Source organism: Xanthomonas sp. NCPPB 901 (genome assembly GCF_056725085.1).
Map to the genome: position 1 here is coordinate 1,921,797 of NZ_CM161511.1, position 18,312 is coordinate 1,940,108.

Annotated in this window: 19 protein-coding genes and 1 pseudogene; 9 read left to right on the plus strand and 11 right to left on the minus strand. The window is 70.2% G+C overall.

Annotated features, from left to right (window positions below):
• The first annotated feature begins 138 nt into the window (after positions 1 to 138).
• On the plus strand, positions 139 to 1,503 hold the full coding sequence (locus AC1PME_RS07865) for an NAD-dependent succinate-semialdehyde dehydrogenase (RefSeq protein WP_254461058.1): 1,365 nt from the start codon (positions 139 to 141) through the stop codon (positions 1,501 to 1,503).
• 174 nt (positions 1,504 to 1,677) lie between these two features.
• Here the strand turns inward: AC1PME_RS07865 and AC1PME_RS07870 are convergent, their stop codons facing one another.
• The 9 genes from AC1PME_RS07870 to AC1PME_RS07910 all read right to left on the minus strand — a co-directional run bounded on the left by AC1PME_RS07870 (position 1,678) and on the right by AC1PME_RS07910 (position 9,180).
• Entirely contained in the window at positions 1,678 to 2,673 is a 996-nt protein-coding gene (locus AC1PME_RS07870; protein ID WP_254461059.1) for a magnesium and cobalt transport protein CorA, read from the minus strand.
• Positions 2,674 to 2,722: 49 nt separating this feature from the next.
• Positions 2,723 to 3,961 carry a lipoprotein N-acyltransferase Lnb domain-containing protein gene (locus tag AC1PME_RS07875; RefSeq protein ID WP_307552918.1) on the minus strand — a complete coding sequence of 413 codons (1,239 nt, stop codon included), beginning with the start codon at positions 3,959 to 3,961 and terminating at the stop codon, positions 2,723 to 2,725.
• Positions 3,962 to 4,005: 44 nt separating this feature from the next.
• Positions 4,006 to 4,887, minus strand: a complete 882-nt coding sequence (locus AC1PME_RS07880; RefSeq protein WP_254461060.1) for an HlyC/CorC family transporter — start codon at positions 4,885 to 4,887, stop codon at positions 4,006 to 4,008.
• Between the two features lie 111 nt (positions 4,888 to 4,998).
• Positions 4,999 to 5,613 (minus strand): hypothetical protein, encoded by a 615-nt coding sequence (locus AC1PME_RS07885; RefSeq protein ID WP_307549728.1) that lies wholly within the window; start codon positions 5,611 to 5,613, stop codon positions 4,999 to 5,001.
• Between the two features lie 103 nt (positions 5,614 to 5,716).
• Positions 5,717 to 6,202, minus strand: coding sequence for an rRNA maturation RNase YbeY (gene ybeY, locus AC1PME_RS07890; RefSeq protein ID WP_481097805.1), 486 nt, complete (start codon positions 6,200 to 6,202; stop codon positions 5,717 to 5,719).
• Between the two features lie 162 nt (positions 6,203 to 6,364).
• A complete protein-coding gene (locus AC1PME_RS07895) occupies positions 6,365 to 6,931 on the minus strand; it encodes a hypothetical protein (RefSeq protein ID WP_481097806.1) in 567 nt (188 codons plus the stop codon).
• Positions 6,928 to 7,914, minus strand: a complete 987-nt coding sequence (locus AC1PME_RS07900) for a PhoH family protein (RefSeq protein WP_481097807.1) — start codon at positions 7,912 to 7,914, stop codon at positions 6,928 to 6,930. Before AC1PME_RS07900 ends, AC1PME_RS07895 begins: the two co-directional genes overlap by 4 nt.
• 355 nt (positions 7,915 to 8,269) lie before the next feature.
• On the minus strand, positions 8,270 to 8,635 hold the full coding sequence (locus AC1PME_RS07905) for a hypothetical protein (RefSeq protein ID WP_481097808.1): 366 nt from the start codon (positions 8,633 to 8,635) through the stop codon (positions 8,270 to 8,272).
• Positions 8,636 to 8,682: 47 nt separating this feature from the next.
• Positions 8,683 to 9,180, minus strand: a complete 498-nt coding sequence (locus AC1PME_RS07910) for an OsmC family protein (RefSeq protein WP_481097809.1) — start codon at positions 9,178 to 9,180, stop codon at positions 8,683 to 8,685.
• A gap of 71 nt (positions 9,181 to 9,251) precedes the next feature.
• On the opposite strand from AC1PME_RS07910, the gene AC1PME_RS07915 reads away from it, so the two are divergent.
• Positions 9,252 to 9,914, plus strand: a complete 663-nt coding sequence (locus tag AC1PME_RS07915; protein ID WP_307549738.1) for an ArsR/SmtB family transcription factor — start codon at positions 9,252 to 9,254, stop codon at positions 9,912 to 9,914.
• Positions 9,915 to 9,931: 17 nt separating this feature from the next.
• Here AC1PME_RS07915 and miaB read toward each other — a convergent pair whose 3' ends face one another.
• Positions 9,932 to 11,356, minus strand: coding sequence for a tRNA (N6-isopentenyl adenosine(37)-C2)-methylthiotransferase MiaB (miaB, locus tag AC1PME_RS07920; protein ID WP_481097810.1), 1,425 nt, complete (start codon positions 11,354 to 11,356; stop codon positions 9,932 to 9,934).
• A 69-nt stretch (positions 11,357 to 11,425) separates the two neighbouring features.
• Entirely contained in the window at positions 11,426 to 12,043 is a 618-nt protein-coding gene (locus tag AC1PME_RS07925) for a glutathione S-transferase family protein (protein WP_307549742.1), read from the minus strand.
• Positions 12,044 to 12,119: 76 nt separating this feature from the next.
• On the opposite strand from AC1PME_RS07925, the pseudogene AC1PME_RS07930 reads away from it, so the two are divergent.
• The 7 genes and pseudogenes from AC1PME_RS07930 (at position 12,120) to AC1PME_RS07960 (ending at position 18,230) form a co-directional block, all read left to right on the plus strand.
• Positions 12,120 to 13,092: pseudogene (locus tag AC1PME_RS07930) on the plus strand (helix-turn-helix transcriptional regulator).
• A gap of 89 nt (positions 13,093 to 13,181) precedes the next feature.
• Positions 13,182 to 14,138: a lytic transglycosylase domain-containing protein gene (locus AC1PME_RS07935; protein ID WP_254461071.1), complete on the plus strand. Its 957-nt coding sequence runs from the start codon at positions 13,182 to 13,184 to the stop codon at positions 14,136 to 14,138.
• A 146-nt stretch (positions 14,139 to 14,284) separates the two neighbouring features.
• On the plus strand, positions 14,285 to 14,914 hold the full coding sequence (petA, locus tag AC1PME_RS07940; protein WP_254461072.1) for a ubiquinol-cytochrome c reductase iron-sulfur subunit: 630 nt from the start codon (positions 14,285 to 14,287) through the stop codon (positions 14,912 to 14,914).
• 3 nt (positions 14,915 to 14,917) lie between these two features.
• Complete coding sequence (locus tag AC1PME_RS07945) at positions 14,918 to 16,180, plus strand: cytochrome b (RefSeq protein ID WP_254461073.1); 1,263 nt, start codon at positions 14,918 to 14,920, stop codon at positions 16,178 to 16,180.
• Positions 16,173 to 16,919 (plus strand): cytochrome c1, encoded by a 747-nt coding sequence (locus tag AC1PME_RS07950; RefSeq protein ID WP_254461074.1) that lies wholly within the window; start codon positions 16,173 to 16,175, stop codon positions 16,917 to 16,919. The genes AC1PME_RS07945 and AC1PME_RS07950 overlap by 8 nt, the downstream gene beginning before the upstream one ends.
• 170 nt (positions 16,920 to 17,089) lie before the next feature.
• Positions 17,090 to 17,725 carry a glutathione S-transferase N-terminal domain-containing protein gene (locus AC1PME_RS07955; RefSeq protein ID WP_010342124.1) on the plus strand — a complete coding sequence of 212 codons (636 nt, stop codon included), beginning with the start codon at positions 17,090 to 17,092 and terminating at the stop codon, positions 17,723 to 17,725.
• 73 nt (positions 17,726 to 17,798) lie between these two features.
• Positions 17,799 to 18,230, plus strand: coding sequence for a ClpXP protease specificity-enhancing factor (locus tag AC1PME_RS07960; RefSeq protein WP_481097811.1), 432 nt, complete (start codon positions 17,799 to 17,801; stop codon positions 18,228 to 18,230).
• Positions 18,231 to 18,312: the final 82 nt, after the last annotated feature.

The window sequence follows — 18,312 nt, forward strand, 5'->3', positions numbered from 1 at the left end:
CACTGCCCGGTCGCGGCTAAAGCCGCTGCTGCCAGGCCTCGCGGAACACTGTGAGCCATCGCACGCGGCACCATCGCCACGCCGCCGCAACCTTCGCAGCGCTAGGCTGAGCGGACATTTTTCCAGGAGTCCGTCGCGATGCCTTACGACACCGTCAATCCCGCCACCGGCCAGGTCGAACACCGCCAGGAGCTGATGGACGCCGCCGCCGTCGAGCGGCGTCTGGCCGCCTCCGCACAGGCATTCCCCGACTGGGCGGCCACCCCGCTGGAGCAGCGCGGCGCGCTGCTGCGCAAGGTCGGGGCGCAGTTGCGCGAACAGCGCGATGCGATCCAGCGGGTGATGACGGCGGAAATGGGCAAGCTGCGCAAGGAGGCGCTGGCCGAACTCGACAAGTGCGCTGCGGCCTGCGACTACTACGCCGACCACGCGGCCGAGTATCTGCGCGAGCAGACGGTGGCCACCGATGCGCAGCGCAGCTACGTGCGTTACGAACCGCTGGGCTGCGTGCTGGCGGTGATGCCGTGGAACTTCCCGATCTGGCAGGTGTTCCGCTTCCTGGCGCCGGCGCTGATGGCCGGCAACGTGGCGCTGCTCAAGCACGCCAGCAACGTGCCGCGCTGCGCCGACGCGATCGCCAGGGTGCTCGCCGATGCCGGCGTGCCGGCCGGGGTGTTCGACGTGCTGCACATCGACAACGACCAGGCCGCCGAGGTGCTGCGCGATGCGCGCGTGGCCGCGGTGACCCTCACCGGCAGCGAGCGTGCCGGCCGCTCCATCGCCGCCAATGCCGGCGGGCAGTTGAAGAAGTGCGTGATGGAGCTGGGCGGCAGCGACGCCTTCGTGGTGCTGGACGATGCCGACCTGGACGCCACCGTAGCTGCGGCGGTGAAGTCGCGCTTCGACAACGCCGGGCAGACCTGCATCGCCGCCAAGCGCTTCGTGGTGGTGGAGGCGATCGCCGACGCGTTCGTGCGCCGCTTCGTGGCCGCTGCCGCCGCGCGGCGCCTGGGCGATCCGCAGGACGAGGCGACCACGCTGGCGCCGATGGCCCGCCAGGACCTGCGCGACGAACTGCACAAGCAGGTGCAGGCCAGCATCGCCAAGGGCGCGACGCCGCTGCTGGGCTGCGAACCCGAGCGCGGCAGCCACGCCGGCTATCCGGCCTCGATCCTCGACCAGGTGGCGCCGGGCATGCCGGCCTACGACGAAGAACTGTTCGGCCCGGTTGCGGCGATCCTGCGCGTGGCCGACGAAGCCGAGGCGGTGCGCGTGGCCAACGACACCACCTTCGGCCTCGGCGGCAGCGTCTGGACCGCCGACCGCGCCCGTGGCGAACGCGTGGCCTGCCAACTCGAATGCGGCGCCGCCTTCGTCAACGCCATCGTCAAGAGCGACGTGCGCCTGCCGTTCGGCGGCATCAAGCGCTCCGGCTTCGGCCGCGAACTGGCCGAGCATGGCATCCATGAGTTCATGAATATCAAGTCGGTGTATGTGGCTTGAGGTGGGGAATCGGGAATGGAGAATGGGGAATGGGAGAAGCGGCGGCGTCTGAGGGCGCCGGTCCGTTGTGGACGGGTGCTGTATGTCCAACGGTTGCGCCACTGCCTCACGTAAGCGGCGCGCTGCCCATTCCCGATTCCCGTTTCCCCATTCCCGCCGCCGCTGCGCGGCGGCTCACAGCCACCTGGCCCGCTTGAACGCCACATACAGCCCGAGGCACACCGCGGCCACGCCGCCGACCATCAGCGGGTAGGCCCAGGGCCATTCCAGTTCCGGCATCTGCTTGAAGTTCATGCCGTACCAGCTGGTGATCAGGGTCGGGGCGGCGAGCAGGGCGGCCCAGGCGCCGAGGCGCTTGACCGTCTCGCCCTGCGCCAGGGTCACCAGCGACAGGTTCACGCTCAGCGCGGTGCCCAGCATCTCGCGCAGGGTGTCGATGGCGTCGTTGGTGCGCACCGCATGGTCGAGCACGTCGCGCACGTACAGCCGCACTTCGTCGGCGATCAGCGGGCCGGGGTGGCGCTTGAGGTGCGCCAGCACGTCCTGCAGCGGCGCCACGCCCAGGCGCATCTGGTTGAGTTCGCGCTTGAGTTCGTACAGGCGGATCGCGGTGTCGCGGCGGTACGCCTCGGCGAAGATGTCCGACTCCAGCCGCTCCAGGCTCTGCCGGAAGGCGTCGAGGATCGGCTGGTAGTTGTCCACCACGTAGTCCAGCACCGCGTACAGCGCGTACGACGGGCCCAATTTCATCAGCGAGGCCTCGCGTTCCAGCCGCTCGCGCACCGGCGCGTAGGGCAGGGAGGCGCCGTGGCGCACGGTCAGCAGGAAGCGCTCGCCGAGGAAGGCGTGGGTCTCGCCATAGACGATGCGCTCGTCGATCACCTGCGCGGTGTGCACGGCCAGGAACAGCGAGTTGCCGAAGGCCTCGACCTTGGGCCGCTGGTGCGCCTTGCGGGTGTCCTCGATCGCCAGCTCGTGCAGCTGGAATTCCTCCTTGAGCTGCTGCAGCACGGCGTCGCCGGGCTCGTACATGCCGACCCAGACGAAGCCGTCGTCGTCGCCGGCCAGCACGTCGCTGATCTGCTCCAGGGGGATGTCGTGGCGACGGCCGTGGCCGTCGTAGTGCACGCAGTTGATGACGCAGGCGGGATTGGCGGTCGCGGAGGCCATGGCAGGATCGTGTTCGGCGGAGGCGCGCGTGGCGAGGGGCCCGACGGTATCAGGGCTGCGGGCGAGGGCGGGTGAGCGCCCAGGCCAGCGCCGCGTGCACCGGCAACAGCAGCGCGATCCACTGCAGGTTGAATTGCGGCTGCAGCATCGACAGCCAGTGGATCAGCAGCGCGGCGCCGGCCAGCGCCACCACCAGCCACAGCAGCATGTCGAACCAGCGCCCGGGACGGCGCCCGCGCAGCAGCGCCACGCCGCCGACCAGCAGCGGCAGGCACAGCGGATCCAGCAGCAACAGGTTGCGGTTGCCCCAGGCGGCGCGATGCTCGGTGAAGCCCCACAGGTACAGCAGGACCGCGCCGCCGAGCGCGCACAGCAGCCAGAACGGCAGCGCCAGCGCGGCCAGCCAGCGCGGCCGGCGGCGCAGCGCCAGCACGCCCGCCGCCGCGGCCAGCCCGACCAGCAGCCATGGCCACCAGTGCCGCACCTGCTCGGGCGGCTCCGGCGGCAGCCGCTGCGGCAGCAATTGCTGGCGCGCCTGCACCAGCGGGCGGCCGGCGCTGTTGCGCACCTCGTTCAGGCTCTCGGCCAGGCGCATCGGCACGAAGGCCTCCTCCCAGCGCGACAGCGGCTTGTCCGCGTACGGGCCCAGGCCCAGGTCGAAGCCCAGCCACATCCACGGCGCCGGCGAGGCCAGGCGCACCGATTCGCTGCGGTAGGTGTTGCCGCGCGAACGGCCGGACAGCTGCGCGTGCAGCGCCCCGCCCATGGCCCGGTCCAGCGCGTCGCGGACCATCGTGGCGCAGTTGGCGGTGTAGTAGTCGTAGCGGTAGCGGGCGTTTTCCGGGCGCGCGCGCCAGGCCAGCGCCTGCTGCAGCGCGCGTGCCTGCGCCGGGGCCAGGTCCAGCCATTGGATGTCCACGCCGCGGCCGGCTTCGCGATACTGCTCGAGATCCTCCTGCAGCGGCAGCGCCACCAGGTAGTAGCGCATGTCGCCAGCGGCGAAGCGGCCGACGAAGCCCGGTTCGCTGGGGTCGAAGAAACCGAAGTTGTACGAGGTGGCCTGGCCGGTGCGCGGGTCGAGCACCACGATGGCGTCGTGGCCGAAGCGCTCGAAGAACACCTCGCCGGGCTGCATCGTGGCCACGCCGATGCGCGGTGCCGGGTCGCTGGCGTCGGCCGTGGCGGCTGCCGCCGTTGCCGGCGCCTGGGCGGCCAGCGGCGGTGGGGCCGCCGGATCGGCGGGCGGGGTCTGCGCAAACGCCAGTCCGGCCCACAGCGCCAGCAGCATTCCCAGCCAGCAGGCCGCGCGCGCGCGCGGCACGGTGCGCGCGCTCAAGCGCCGTCCTGCTCGGCGGGCGGCAGGATGGTGACGTGGAACGCCTGCACCCGGCGCGCGTCGGCCCGCGCCACGCGGAACGCGAAGCGGCCCAGGGTCAGTTCCTCGCCGGTCTCGGGCAGGTGGCCGATCGCCTCGGTGACCAGGCCGCCGACGGTGTCGTAGTCGTCGTCGGGGAAGTCGGCGCCGAAGCGCTCGTTGAAATCCTCGATCGGGGTCAGCGCATCCACCACGTACTGGCCGTCGGCCTGCGCGGCGATCAGCGACGCCTCGTCCTCGGCGTCGTCGTGCTCGTCGTCGATGTCGCCGACGATCTGCTCCAGCACGTCCTCGATGGTCACCAGCCCGGCCACGCCGCCGTACTCGTCGACCACGATCGCCATGTGGTTGCGCGAGAGCCGGAACTCCTTGAGCAGCACGTTGAGCTTCTTCGATTCGGGAATCAGCACCGCCGGGCGCAGCAGTTCGCGCACCGTGCCCGGGCCGTGGTCGGCGACCACGCCGCGCAGCAGGTCCTTGGCCAGCAGGATGCCGAGGATGTCGTCCTTGTTCTCGCCATGCACCGGGAAGCGCGAGTGGCCCGATTCCACCACCTGCTTCATCAGGTCGAGGAAGCGCGACTCCACCGGCAGCGAGACCATCTGCGCGCGCGAGACCATCACGTCGCCGACGGTGAGTTCGGAGACCGACAGCGCGCCCTCCATCATGCGCAGCGTGTCGGCGGCGATCAGGCCATCGTGCTGCGCGTCGCGCAGCACCTCGACCAGGTCGTCGCGGGTGTGCGGGTCGCCGGAGAACACCGAGGTCAGGCGTTCCAGCCAGCCGCGCCGTTTTTCGTGGGGTTCCGGGGAGGAGCTACTCGGTCCGTCTTCTGACATGTTCTGTGGGTAGGCGCCCGGTCGAACGGGCGGTAGCGGCAAGTCTAACAGGGCGGTCGCGACAGCATCGCGACGCCGCCGGCGGGGCCCCGGCGGCCCGCCGGCGCAGGTTCAGCCGCCAGAGGGCGGCGTATGCAGCGCGTCCGGTGCCGGTGCCGCGCCGGGTTCCTCGGGCAGGTCCAGGCTGTAGCTGCAGCCGGCCAGGGTCTTGCCGGGGTGCGATTTCACCGTGGACACGCTGAGGATGATCGACTCGATCATCGGCTCGCCGGTCTTGGGATCGCGGACGTCGCGGCTGAGCACTTCGCGGCCGAACATGGCCTTCTCCGGCGTGTCCACGGCCGCTTCCAGGTTCAGGCGCTTGGCCAGCGGTCGCGGGTCGGGCAGGTCCAGGATCGCCATCACGCTGGCGCCGGAAAAGGCGATGCGCTCGCTGCTGTAGCCGAACACCTGGATCGGCCGGGTCAGTGCGTACTCGGTCATGAACAGGTTGGACTGCGGCAGCGGCCGCCAGCCGTGCGCCACCGCCTTCAGCGGATCGGCCAGCAGCGGCGCCAGGGCGGTGAAGTCGGCCACGTGCTGGCGGCATTCCAGCAGCGCCGGCAGGTCGATGGCCGGGTCGGCGGCCGCGCTGGCGGCAGGTGTTGCCGCCGGTGGCGCGGCAGGCGCGGCCGCCGCGGGGATGGCGCAGGCGAACGCGAGCAGGACGAGCGAGGGACGGATCAACGCACGGAACCTCGAAGGAAAGCGGGCTGCGGCGAGCGCCGCGCGGCCACGTTAGCGCCGGCGCCTGCGCTTGACCAGCGCGGGGGCGAGCGGCGGCGCCGGATCAGCGTTCGCCGGCGTAGGGGTCGGACACGCCGAGGTCGGCGAGGATGTCGCGCTCCAGTTGCTCCATCGCCTCGGCTTCCTTGTCGTCCTCGTGGTCCCAGCCGAGCAGGTGCAGCACGCCGTGCACGGTCAGGTGCGCGTAGTGCGCGTTGAGCGGCTTGTCCTGTTCGGCGGCTTCGCGCGCCACCACCGGCGCGCAGATCACCAGGTCGCCGAGCAGCGGCAGCTTGACGCCCTTCGGCAGCCCCTCGGGCAGTTCCGCCGGGAAGCTGAGCACGTTGGTGGCGTAGTCCTTGCCGCGGTAGTGCTGGTTGAGGGAGCGGCCTTCGCGGTCGTCGACCAGGCGGATCGCCAGGTCGGCCTCGCGGATGCGGCCCTTCAGCGCCGCGGCGACCCATTTGCGGAAGCTCGTCGCCGCCGGCAGCCCGGCACGGGGCAGGGCGTAGCTGACGCCGACATCGAGGCGGACGGGACCTTTGGTCATGGCGGGACGGCGAACGCAGCGGACGGGCGGACAGTATCGCGCGTGCGGCGGCTCAGGGCGACCTTCCGGCGTCGGCGCTGGGGCGAGCGTGCCTCGCCGCAGCGTCCGCGCCTGCGCGGCGCGACACGACCGCACCGGTCGTCGGGACGTGCGGCGCCCGGCTCAGGTCACGCATGCGACCAGGAACAGCAAGCGCGTCTTTTCGGCAGCGGTGCGGTAGGCCACGCCGCCCATCGGGCCTTGCTGGCATTGCGGATTGTTGCGCAGGATCTCCACCTTGGCGGCGAAGCGTCCCGAAGCAGGCAACCACACCGCGGCCTGGCCGTGTTCGAGTAGGTCGCCGACCAGGTAAAGGCTGTCCGCAGGCACCTTCTTGTAGGGAAGCGCGTTGCAGCCGAAGCGGTCGCGGGTCACGCCGTCGGCCTCGACCGCCTCGAGCAGGGCTTTCGCCCGGGTTCCGGCGATCCAGGCCAGGCGTTGCGCCTCGTCGTCGCGCGGCGCGGTCGGCGAGGCGCGGACGACCGCTGCCGCGCGTTCGAGGACGTCGCGCGGCAGGCCGATGACGGCGCTGTCCTGCGCGATCGACACGCACGGCGAGGTCAGCGATTGCGCCAGGGCGACGCGTTGCGGCGCAGGATCGCGTGCAGGGGTTTGCTCCGGCGTCTGGCCGCCGGCACTGCCGGCCAGGCCCAGCAGCGCTCCCAGCAGGCCCGGCCAGGGCCGGATCATGCGGCCGGTCCGCTGGCCCGGTCGTCGACGTCGCGCTTCTCGTAGGCGTTGACGATGCGCGCCACCAGCGGATGCCGGACCACGTCGCGCGCCTCGAAGAAGGTGAAGCTGACCCCGTCCACCTCGTGCAGCACCTCGATCGCATCGCGCAGGCCGGACTTGACGTGCTTGGGCAGGTCGATCTGGGTCAGGTCGCCGGTGACCACGGCGGTGCTGCCGAAGCCGAGCCGGGTCAGGAACATCTTCATCTGTTCGATGGTGGTGTTCTGCGCCTCGTCCAGGATCACGTAGGCGTCGTTGAGGGTGCGCCCGCGCATGTACGCCAGCGGCGCGATCTCGATGACGTTCTTCTCCAGCAGCTTGACCACCTTCTCCACGCCCAGCATCTCGTACAGCGCGTCGTACAGCGGGCGCAGGTAGGGGTCGACCTTCTGGCTGAGATCGCCGGGCAGAAAGCCCAGCTTCTCGCCGGCCTCCACCGCCGGGCGCACCAGGATCAGCCGCTGCACCCGCGATTCGTTCAGCGCTTCCACCGCGCTGGCCACGGCCAGGAAGGTCTTGCCGGTGCCGGCCGGGCCGATGCCGAAGTTGATGTCGTGGGTGGCGATCTGGTGCAGGTACTTGGCCTGGTTGGCGCCGCGGCCGCGCACCGTGCCGCGCTTGACCTTGATCGCGACCTCCTGCGGCTGGTACGCGCGCTGCGCCACCTGGTCGACGTTGGACTGGTTCAGCCGCAGGTGGATTTCCTGGTCGTCGAAGGGGACGTGGTCGGCTTCGGCGTACAGCGCCTGCAACAGGCGCTCGGCCGCCGCCACCGCCGGCTCCGGTCCGGTCACCCGGTACACGTTGCCGCGGTTGGAGATCTCCACGCCCAGGCGCAGTTCGATCTGCCGCAGGTGCGCGTCGAACGGGCCGGCCAGGTTGGCCAGGCGCTCGGTGTCGGCGGGATCCAGGGTGAAGTCGCGTTGCGCAGGGGTGGTCATGGCGGGCGCACGCCGCCGGCGGCGGCGCATGAAAGTAGGGGCGCAAAGGGTAGCGCGCAGCGCGTAGCCGGGCCAGTGAAGGCGCGCAGGGACCGCGGCCGGCGTGCGCACGCCGACGCAGTCGCAGTGCGTCGTGCGGGTTCGTGCGCGCCACCGCCGCGACCCGCGCGACCCGGCGATGGCAACGTTGTCCACAATGGATGTGGATCGATTGTCCAAAAGCCTGTGGACAACCGTGCGGGCGCCTTGCCGCGCAAGGCGTTGACCTAGGTTGGCGAAAAAAACTGCAGCGCTCCTGACGGCGACCGCTGCGTGGCCGCGGCGCTCGTCGCTCTCGGATCGGTTGCGGCGGGCCTTATCGACGCCCACCGTCGCTGCGCGCGTCGCGGGCCTGCCTCCACGCGTCCGCGATTGCCCGTGCGCCGGCAAGGTCGTCCACCACCAGCACCAGCTGACCGTGGTGATCGCTGTATTGCACGGCGATGTCGATGCCGGCGTCGCCGAGCAGGCCGGTCAGCAAGCCCAGTTGTCCCGGCGTTTCCTGGTCCAGGCGCAGCAGCACCGCGGGCCGCTCGGCGGCAACGCGCATCCCGTGCGCCTGCAGCGCGTCGCGCACCGGCGCGGCAGCATCGAACAGGAAGTGCGCGACCGCATGGCCATCCACGCGCCACACACCGCCGCCTTCGATGCTGATGCCGGCCGCGCCCAGTGCCTTGGCCATCGCCGCCAGTGCGCCGGGGCGATCGTCGAGATGGATCTCCACGTCCTTCATCGCAGTGTCTCCGCCGGCGCCTCGCCGTGCACCACCGTCGCCTCGCAGCGCACCGCCACCGTGCAGCTGTTGGCGATGAAGCACTGCGCGTGCGCCTGTGCGTGCAGCGCGTGCGCGCGGGCCGCATCGCTGTCCGCGGCAATGGTCACCCGCGGCGCCAGCGCCACTTCGCGGAAGCGTCCGCCGCGGCCGGGATTCAGCTCCAACCAGCCTTGCGCCTGGTCGTGGTAGGCCAGTACCCGGATGCCGGCATGCGCGCACAGCGCCAGGTAGGTGAGCATGTGGCAGGCGGCGAGGGCGCCGACGAACAGGTCTTCCGGATTGTGCAGCGCCGGGTCGCCGCGAAACGCGGGATCGGCGCTGCCCGCCAGTGCCGCTTTGCCGGGAACCTGCAGCATGTAGTCGCGGCCGTAGCCGGCGTAGTCGGCGGTGCCGTCGCCGTGGTTGCCGGTCCAGTGCAGTTGCGAAACGTAGTGATGGAGCGTGTCGGCCATGTGCCTGCCTCGTGTGGGAAGCGGGCACGGTAGACGCCAGCGCGGCGCCATGCTTCGTCTAGAATCGAAGCATGAGCGAAGCCACGCCGTTGTCCCGTGTCGCCTTCCTGCTGGGCGACGCCGCGCGCAGCCGCATGCTGGCCGCGTTGATGAGCGGACAGGCGCGCACCGCCACGGAATTGGCCCTGGACGGGGGCGTGGCGCCGTCCACCGCCAGCCGACATCTGGCGCAACTGGTCGAGGCCGGCCTGCTCGCGGTGGTGTGCCAAGGTCGGCACCGCTATTTCCGCCTCGCCGATGCGCAGGTCGCCGCAGCGGTCGAGGCGATGATGGGGCTCGCGCCGCCGCCGGCGCGGCGTGCCGGTCCGTCGGATCCCGCGTTGCGCCGGGCGCGCGTGTGCTACGACCACCTTGCTGGCGAACTGGCGATCCGCTGGCGCCAGCAGATGGAGGCGCGAGGACACCTGCTATGCGGCGACGGCATGGCCCTGAGCGCGTCCGGCGCGGCCTGGTGCGCAACGCTCGGTATCGACGTGGCGGCGCTGCGCGCGTCGCGCCGGCCGGTGTGCCGGCCGTGCCTGGACTGGAGCGAGCGCCGCGACCATGTCGCCGGTGCGCTGGGCAGCGCCTTGCTCCGGCATCTCCTCGACACCGGGCTGGCCAGGCGCGTGCCGGATTCGCGAGTGGTGCAGATCGGCCCGCGCGGGGAACGGTTCCTGAGCCTGCTCGACTAGGACGCGCCCGCTGCCGCTCAGGCCGCGGCGTCGTCCTCGGCCAGGTACAGGCGGCCGCGCAGCGAATTGCTCAGCGCCTCGGTGATGGTCACGTCGACGAACTGGCCGATCAGGCGCGGGTGGCCGGGGAAGTTCACCGAGCGCATGTTCTCGGTCTTGCCGGTCAGCTCGGCCGGGTTCTTCTTCGACGGTCCTTCCACCAGCACGCGCTGCACGCTGCCGATCATGCCCTGCGAGATCTGTTGCGCATGCGCGTTGATGTGCGCCTGCAGCCGCGCCAGCCGCGCGTGCTTGACCGCGTCGGGGGTGTCGTCTTCCAGGTCGGCGGCGGGCGTGCCCGGGCGCCGCGAATAGATGAAGGAGAAGCTCTGGTCGAAGCCCACGTCCTCGATCAGCTTCATGGTCTTCTCGAAATCGGCGTCGGTTTCGCCGGGGAAGCCGACGATGAAGTCCGAGCTGATCGAGATGTCCGGGCGCACCGCGCGCAGCTTGCGGATCTTCTGCTTGAACTCCAGCGCGGTGTAGCCGCGCTTCATCGCGCTGAGGATGCGGTCGCTGCCGGCCTGCACCGGCAGGTGCAGGTAGTTGGCCAGCTGCGGCACGTCGCGGTAGGCCTCCACCAGCGCGTCGCTGAACTCCAGCGGATGCGAGGTGGTGAAGCGGATGCGGCCGATGCCCTCGATCTGCGCGATGCTGCGGATCAGCAGGCCCAGGTCGGCATGCTGCACGTCCTCGCCGGCCTCGGCGTCGGCGTAGGGGCCGCGGTAGGCGTTGACGTTCTGGCCGAGCAGGTTGATCTCGCGCACGCCCTGCGCGGCCAGTTGCGCCACTTCCACCAGCACGTCCTCGAACGGCCGGCTGACCTCTTCGCCGCGGGTGTAGGGCACCACGCAGAACGAGCAGTACTTGGAGCAGCCTTCCATGATCGACACGAACGCCGACGGGCCTTCGGCGCGCGGTTCCGGCAGGCGGTCGAACTTCTCCACCTCGGGGAAGCTGATGTCCACCTGCGCCTGCCCGGAGGCGCGGCGTGCGCGGATCAGTTCCGGCAGCCGGTGCAGGGTCTGCGGGCCGAACACCAGGTCCACGTAGGGCGCGCGCTTGACGATGGCCTCGCCTTCCTGCGACGCCACGCAGCCGCCGACGCCGATGATCACCGGCTTGCCGCCGGCCTTGAGCGCCTTCCAGCGGCCGAGCTGGCTGAACACCTTCTCCTGCGCCTTCTCGCGGATCGAGCAGGTGTTGACCAGCACCACGTCCGCTTCTTCCGGGTTGTCGGTCAGCTCCAGGCCCTCGGCCGCGGCGAGCACGTCGGCCATCTTGGCCGAGTCGTACTCGTTCATCTGGCAACCGTGGGTCTTGATGTACAGCTTGCCGCGCACCGGCGAGGGCGCGGCGGCGGTGCCGGCGGAGGGCAGGGGATGCAGGATGGTCCCGGGCATGGCGCTTAATCCAGGCGGGTGGCTGGGGAAGCCGACTAGTTTACCCGTGCCGGCGCGGCTGCGCTGGGCTCAGCCGGCCGCCGCGTCCACCGCCTGCGCGCGTTGCACCGCCGGCCGCGCCGCCATCCGCGCGGCGTAGGCGCGGGTCGGCGCCGGCGGATCGAGCAGGCCGAACTGCAGCATCCAGCCCAGCGCGCTGCCCCACAGCACGTCGGCGGCGCTGCAGCGCGCGCCGAGCAGGTAGTCGCCGCGCGCCAGTTGCGCGTCCAGCACCGCCAGCACGGTGTCGCAGTCGGCATAGGGCGACATCGCCCGCGGCGGTGGCGCGCGCTTGAGCGCGCGGTCGATCAGCGCCGGCTCGAAACAGGCGCCGTAGAACGCCAGCCAGCGCAGGTAAGGGCCGCGCAGCGGGTCGCCGATCGGCGGCGCCAGGCCGGCCTCCGGGTACAGGTCGGCTAGGTAAGGGTAGATCGCGCCTTGTTCGGTCACCACCGCGCCGGCATGCACGATCGCCGGCACCTTGCCCATCGGGTTGATCGCCAGGTACTCCGGCGCCAGTTGCGCCTGCCGCTCGAAGTCGATGCGCGCGATGGTGTAGTCGGCGCCCAGTTCCTCGAGCAGGATCAGCACGCCGCGCGAGCGCGACTGCGGGTTGTGGAACAGGGTGATGTGGCGGTCGGCGGTCATGCACGGCTCCTGGCTGGTCGGTATTGGCAGCGTAGACCCCATTGCGGACAGATCCTGTCCGCAATAGCGTGCACCGATGTCCTCGCCCGCCGCCCGCCTGTTGCGCCTGATCGCCCTGCTGCAGACCCGCCGGCTGTGGTCCGGCGCCGAGTTGGCCGAGCGGCTGGGAGGACCGCCGCAGCCTGCGCCGCGACGTGGAGCGGCTGCGTGCGCTGGGCTATGCGGTGGAGGCGGCGGCCGGCGTCGGCGGCGGCTACCGCCTGGCGGCGGGGGCGCAGATGCTGCCGCTGCTGTTCGAAGAGGACGAGGCGGTGGCGGTCGCAGTGGCGCTGCGCGCCGCCTGCGCCAGCATGGCCGGCCTGGAGGACACGGCGGTGCGGGTGCTGGCCAAGCTCGAGCCGCTGCTGCCGGCGCGGGTGCGGCAGCGCGCCGAGGCGCTGCAGGGCGCGACCCTGGCGCTGGGCCAGGACCCGCTGCGGCCGGACACGCGGGTGCTGGTCGGCGTCGCCAGCGCCTGCCGCGACCGGCGCCTGCTCGGCTTCGCCTACCGCGACCATGGCGGCCGCGCCAGCCAGCGGCTGGTCGAGCCGTTGCGGCTGGTCAACGCCGGTCGCCGCTGGTACCTGCTGGCCTGGGACCGCGACCGTGGCGACTGGCGCACCTTCCGCGTCGAGCGCATCGTGCCGCCCTTGCGGCTCGGCGCGGCGGTGGCGCTGCGCCTGCCGCCGCAGGCGCCGGCGGCCATGGTCGATGCGGCGATCCGCTACAGCCCGCGGGCGATGGGGTTCGCCCTCAGCGTGCGCCTGCGCGGCAGCGCCGCCGAGTTGGGAGCGCGCATTCCGCTGTGGTGCGGCACCTTGCAGGACGAGGCCGACGGCCACTGCCGGCTGTCGCTGCTGGCCGATGCGGTGCCGTGGCTGGCGGCGCAGTTGCTGACCGTCGGGGTGCCGTTCGCGGAACTGCAGGCCGAGCCCGAGGTGCGGGCGGCGCTGCGCGGGGTGCTGAACGCGTTGCTGGAGCAGGTGCCGGCGTCCGTGCCCGGGCAGTAGGCGTCCGGGCCTGCTGACGCGAGGTCTGCCGGGTGTTCTGGGGTGGCGCGCACTTGGCAAGTGCCGGGGAAGTTGGGACACTCGCCGCCATGAAGGGGATGCTGTGGCTCCTGGGGCTGGGATTCGCCACGTTGACGGCTGCGCCGGCCAGCGCCGGCACCCTGTACAAATGCACCGGCAGCGACGGCGTGCCCAGCTACGGCAGCAAGCGCGTGTCCGGCGCCAGCTGCAGCGTGATCGGCCGCTACACCCCCGACCGCCGCGCCGCGCGCGCCGCCCCGGCCCCTGCGCCGGCCAAGGCCAGCGTCGAGCGGGCGCCCAGCCGCGGCGTTATCGCCAGCGCCTCAGCGGTGGCGCCGGCCACCCTGATCAGCGCCCCGGTGACCGCCCCGGCCCCGGTCACCGCCAACGCCGTGCCCAACCGGATCGCGCCGGTGCCGCCCGGCAGCAGCGGCGTACCGCGCCGCCTGGTCAGCGGCCAGCTGTACTCGTACATGAAGGATGGCGTGCGCCACTACACCAGTGCGCGCCCGACCCAGGTCGCCAATCTCGGCGCGGTGCGCACGATCCGCTACAGCTTCATGGAGACCTGCTACGCCTGCGCCAATCCCGGGGTCAACTTCGGTGCGGTGCGCCTGAACACCACCGCCTACCAGAGCGAGATCGCCGCCGCCGCGCGCGAGTACGGCGTCGACGAGGCGGTGGTGCGCGCCATCATCCACGCCGAGTCCGCCTACAACCCGATGGCGCTCAGCCGCGCCGGCGCGCAGGGGCTGATGCAACTGATGCCGCCGACCGCGCGCCGCTTCGGCGTCAGCGATTCTTTTGATGCAGCGCAAAACATTCGCGGCGGCGTGCAGTACCTGGCGTGGCTGCTGAAGCGCTTCAACGGCAACCTCAGCCTGGCCGCGGCCGGCTACAACGCCGGCGAGGGCGCGGTAGACAAACACGGCGGGGTGCCGCCGTACAGCGAGACCCAACGCTACGTGCAACGGGTGGGCGTGCTCGCCGAGCGCTACCGCGGCGTGCTGGCGACCGCGCGTTGAGCCGCCGCCGCGGCTCTGCACACGGCGTTGCGTCTCCATTGTCGACGCGTTAAGGGTTCCGCTACACTGCAATGGATTTAGTGCGGCTCGCCCCCCACCGAGCTGCTGGCAGCCTCACGCTACCCAATCACAGATCGGAGTGCCGGATGGCCAACGATGGGGTCAACGATTCTGTAAACGCAGGACGCCGCCGCTTTCTCACCGCCACCACGTCCGTCGTGGGCGCGGTCGGTGCGGGGTTCGTCGCGGTTCCTTTCATCAAGTCCTGGAATCCGAGCGCAAAGGCCAAGCTGGCCGGCGCGCCGGTCACCGCCGACATCAGCGCCCTGCAGGAAGGCCAGCGCCTGATCCTGGAATGGCGCGGCCAGCCGATCTGGATCGTCAAGCGCTCCAAGGCGATGCTCGATGCGTTGCCGTCGCTGGACAGCCGGCTCAAGGATCCGGAGTCCACCAACAAGGACCAGCAGCCGGACTACGTGCTGAAGAATCCGGAGTACCGCTCGATCAAGCCCGACGTCTCGGTGCTGGTCGGCCTGTGCACGCACCTGGGCTGCTCGCCGGAAATGGTCGCCGAGATCCGTCCCGAACCCTACGACCCCGACTGGAAGGGCGGCTATTTCTGCCCCTGCCACAAGTCGCGCTTCGACATGTCCGGACGCGTGTTCCAGGGCGTGCCGGCGCCGATCAACCTGCTGGTGCCGCCGCACCACTACCAGGACGACAACACGCTGGTGATCGGCGTGGATCCGGGCGCGTCCGCGAAGGGAGGGGTGTAAGTCATGGCCGACAACCTCCTCACCCGCACCGCGGGCAACGTGTTCGACTGGGTCAACGAGCGCGCCCCCGGGCTGATGCCGTTCTACCGCAAGCACGTCAGCGAGTACTACGCGCCGAAGAACTTCAACCTCTGGTACTACTTCGGCTCGCTGGCGCTGGTGGTGCTGGTCAACCAGATCGTCACCGGCATCTTCCTGACGATGCACTACAAGACCAGCGCGGCCGAGGCGTTCAACTCGGTCGAGTACATCATGCGCGACGTCGAGTGGGGCTGGCTGATCCGCTACATGCACTCCACCGGCGCCTCGCTGTTCTTCATCGTGGTGTACCTGCACATGTTCCGTGGGTTGATGTACGGCAGCTACAAGAAGCCGCGCGAGCTGGTGTGGATCCTGGGCATGCTGATCTACCTGGTGCTGATGGCCGAAGCCTTCATGGGCTACGTGCTGCCCTGGGGGCAGATGTCGTTCTGGGGTGCCAAGGTGATCATCTCGCTGTTCGGCGCGATCCCGGTGATCGGCAACGGCCTGACCGAGTGGATCATGGGCGACTACCTGCCGTCCGACGCCACCCTCAACCGCTTCTTCGCCCTGCACGTGATCGCGCTGCCGCTGGTGTTGCTGCTGCTGGTGGTGCTGCACCTGGGCGCGCTGCACGAGGTCGGTTCCAACAACCCCGACGGCGTGGAGATCAAGAAGGGCCCCAAGGGCAACCGCTGGAGCCCGAACAAGCCGGCCGACGGCATCCCGTTCCATCCGTACTACACGGTCAAGGACATGGTCGGCGTCGGCTTCCTGCTGATGATCGGCGCCTTCATCATCTTCTTCGCGCCCGGCTTCGGCGGCCTGTTCCTGGAGCACGACAACTTCACCGAGGCCAACCGCCTGGTGACGCCGGAGCACATCAAGCCGGTGTGGTACTACACGCCGTACTACGCGATGTTGCGGGTGGTGCCGAACAAGCTCGGCGGCGTGCTGGTGATGTTCTCGGCGATCGCGATCCTGTTCCTGGTGCCCTGGCTGGACCGTGCCAAGGTCAAGTCGATCCGCTACCGCGGCTGGATCTCGCGGGTGATGCTGGGGGTGCTGGCGGTGTGCTTCGTCTGGCTCGGCGTGATCGGTTCCGGTCCCGGTACCGAGATCATCGAGACCTACATCGGCCGCGTGTTGACCGTGCTGTACTTCGCCTTCTTCCTGACGATGCCGATATGGACGTCGCTGGATCGAACCAAGCCGGTGCCGGAGCGGGTGAGCAGCCATGACTAAGCGCCTGATCGCCGTTCTCGCCGGCCTTGCGTCGGCGCTGCTGCTGTCCGCCTCGGCCATGGCCGCCGAGGGCGCGGCCACCTTGCAGGCCGGCAACGACCTGGGCGACCGCGCCTCGCTGCAGCGCGGCGCCAAGCTGTTCATGAACTACTGTTCCGGCTGCCATTCGCTGAAGTACCTGCGCTACCAGCGCATGGCCGAGGACCTGGGCCTGAGCGATGACGAGGTGATGCAGAACCTCAACTTCACCGGCGCCAAGATCGGCGAACACATCGAGACGGCGATGCCGCACGATGCGGCGACCAAGTGGTTCGGCAAGGCGCCGCCGGATCTGAGCCTGATCGCCCGCGTGCGCGGCACCGACTGGGTCTACACCTACCTCAAGTCGTTCTATCTCGACCAGTCGCGGCCGCTGGGCTGGAACAACCAGCTGTTCGCCAACGCCTCCATGCCCAATCCGCTGTGGGAGCTGCAGGGCCTGCAGCAGCCGGTCTACGGCAAGGCCGAGCAGCCGGGCGTGGACAAGCCGGTGGCGCGGCTGCAGCTGGCGACGCCGGGCAAGCAGACCCCGGTCGAGTTCGACCAGACGGTGCGCGACATCAGCAATTTCCTCGAGTACGCCAGCGAGCCGGCGGCGCTCAAGCGGCAGAGCCTGGGCGTGTGGGTGGTGCTGTTCCTGGCGCTGTTGACCTTCCTGGCCTATCTGCTGAAGAAGGAATACTGGAAGGACGTGCATTGAGCGCCGGCCGTTTCGGCGGAGCCCCGGCTGCACCGTTGCTGAGCCGATCCCCTGTTCATCCTATTGGCTTTTGTGAGCGAGGGTTGCACACTCAGGGGCCGTGACGACCGTCCGCAAGGTGCGGGCGGCGTCGATGCGGCCGGCGGATTCCGGCCGTCGGAGAGCCTTGAATGGCGGCGAGTTTGCGCATGCGAAATACCTTGACGTTGTTTTCCTCCACGGATGATGTCCTGTGCCACCGCGTCCGCCTGGTGCTCGCGGCCAAGGGCGTCACCTACGATTTCGTGGCGGTGGATCCGCAGAATCCGCCGGAAGACCTGATCGACCTGAATCCCTACCACTCGGTGCCGACGCTGGTGGAGCGCGAGCTGGTGCTGTATGCCGCGTCCGTGGTCAGCGAGTACCTGGACGAACGCTACCCGCATCCGCCGCTGATGCCGGTCGATCCGCTCTCTCGCGCGCGCCTGCGCCTGGCGATGCTGCGCATCGAACACGACTGGGTTCCGCAGGTGCAGGCGATTCAGCTCGGCAACAAGGCCCAGGCCGAAGCCGGGCGCAAGCGCCTGAAGGAACTGCTGACCGCGTCGGTGCCGCTGTTCAAGGCCAGCAAGTTCTTCCTCAATCCGGAGATGAGCCTGGCGGACTGCGCGATGGCGCCGATCATCTGGCGCCTGCAGGCGCTGGACATCCCGCTGCCGAAGGACGGCAAGGCGATCGAGGATTACGGCAACCGCATCTTCCGCAATCCGGGTTTCATCCGCAGCCTGACCGACCAGGAAAAGAAACTGCGCGACCTGCCGGCATGATGGCGGCAGGCGCGCCGTCCCCGTTGTCTTTGGAGTTGTACCGGCGTTGCGCGCCGGCACGTAGAATGGGCGCATGACCGACGAGACCTCCCGCATGACCAGCCATCGCCCGTACCTGCTGCGGGCGCTGGTGGAATGGATCAACGACAACGGTATGACCCCGCACATCCTGGTGGACGCCGGCCTGCCCGGCGTGCAGGTGCCGCCGAGCGCGGTCAAGGACGGGCGGGTGGTGCTGAACATCGCCGAGCGGGCGGTGGTGCGTCTGCAGATCGACAACGACGGGGTCAGCTTCACCGCGCGCTTCGGCGGGGTCAGCTATCCGGTGCAGGTGCCGATGTCCGCGGTCTTGGCGGTCTACGCACGCGAAACCGGGCAGGGCATGGCGCTGCCGGACGACATCCACGGCGCCAGCGAGCCGCCGGGCGACGACACCCCGCCACCGCCGCGGCCGGGCGGTTCCGACGACGCCGGCAAGCGGCCGCGCCTGCGCGTGGTCAAGTAAGCAGTCGATGCGCGGCCTCGGGGCCGCGCGCTGTACCTATCCCTACGCGTTGGCATCTCTGGTGTACGCGTATCGCACGCGC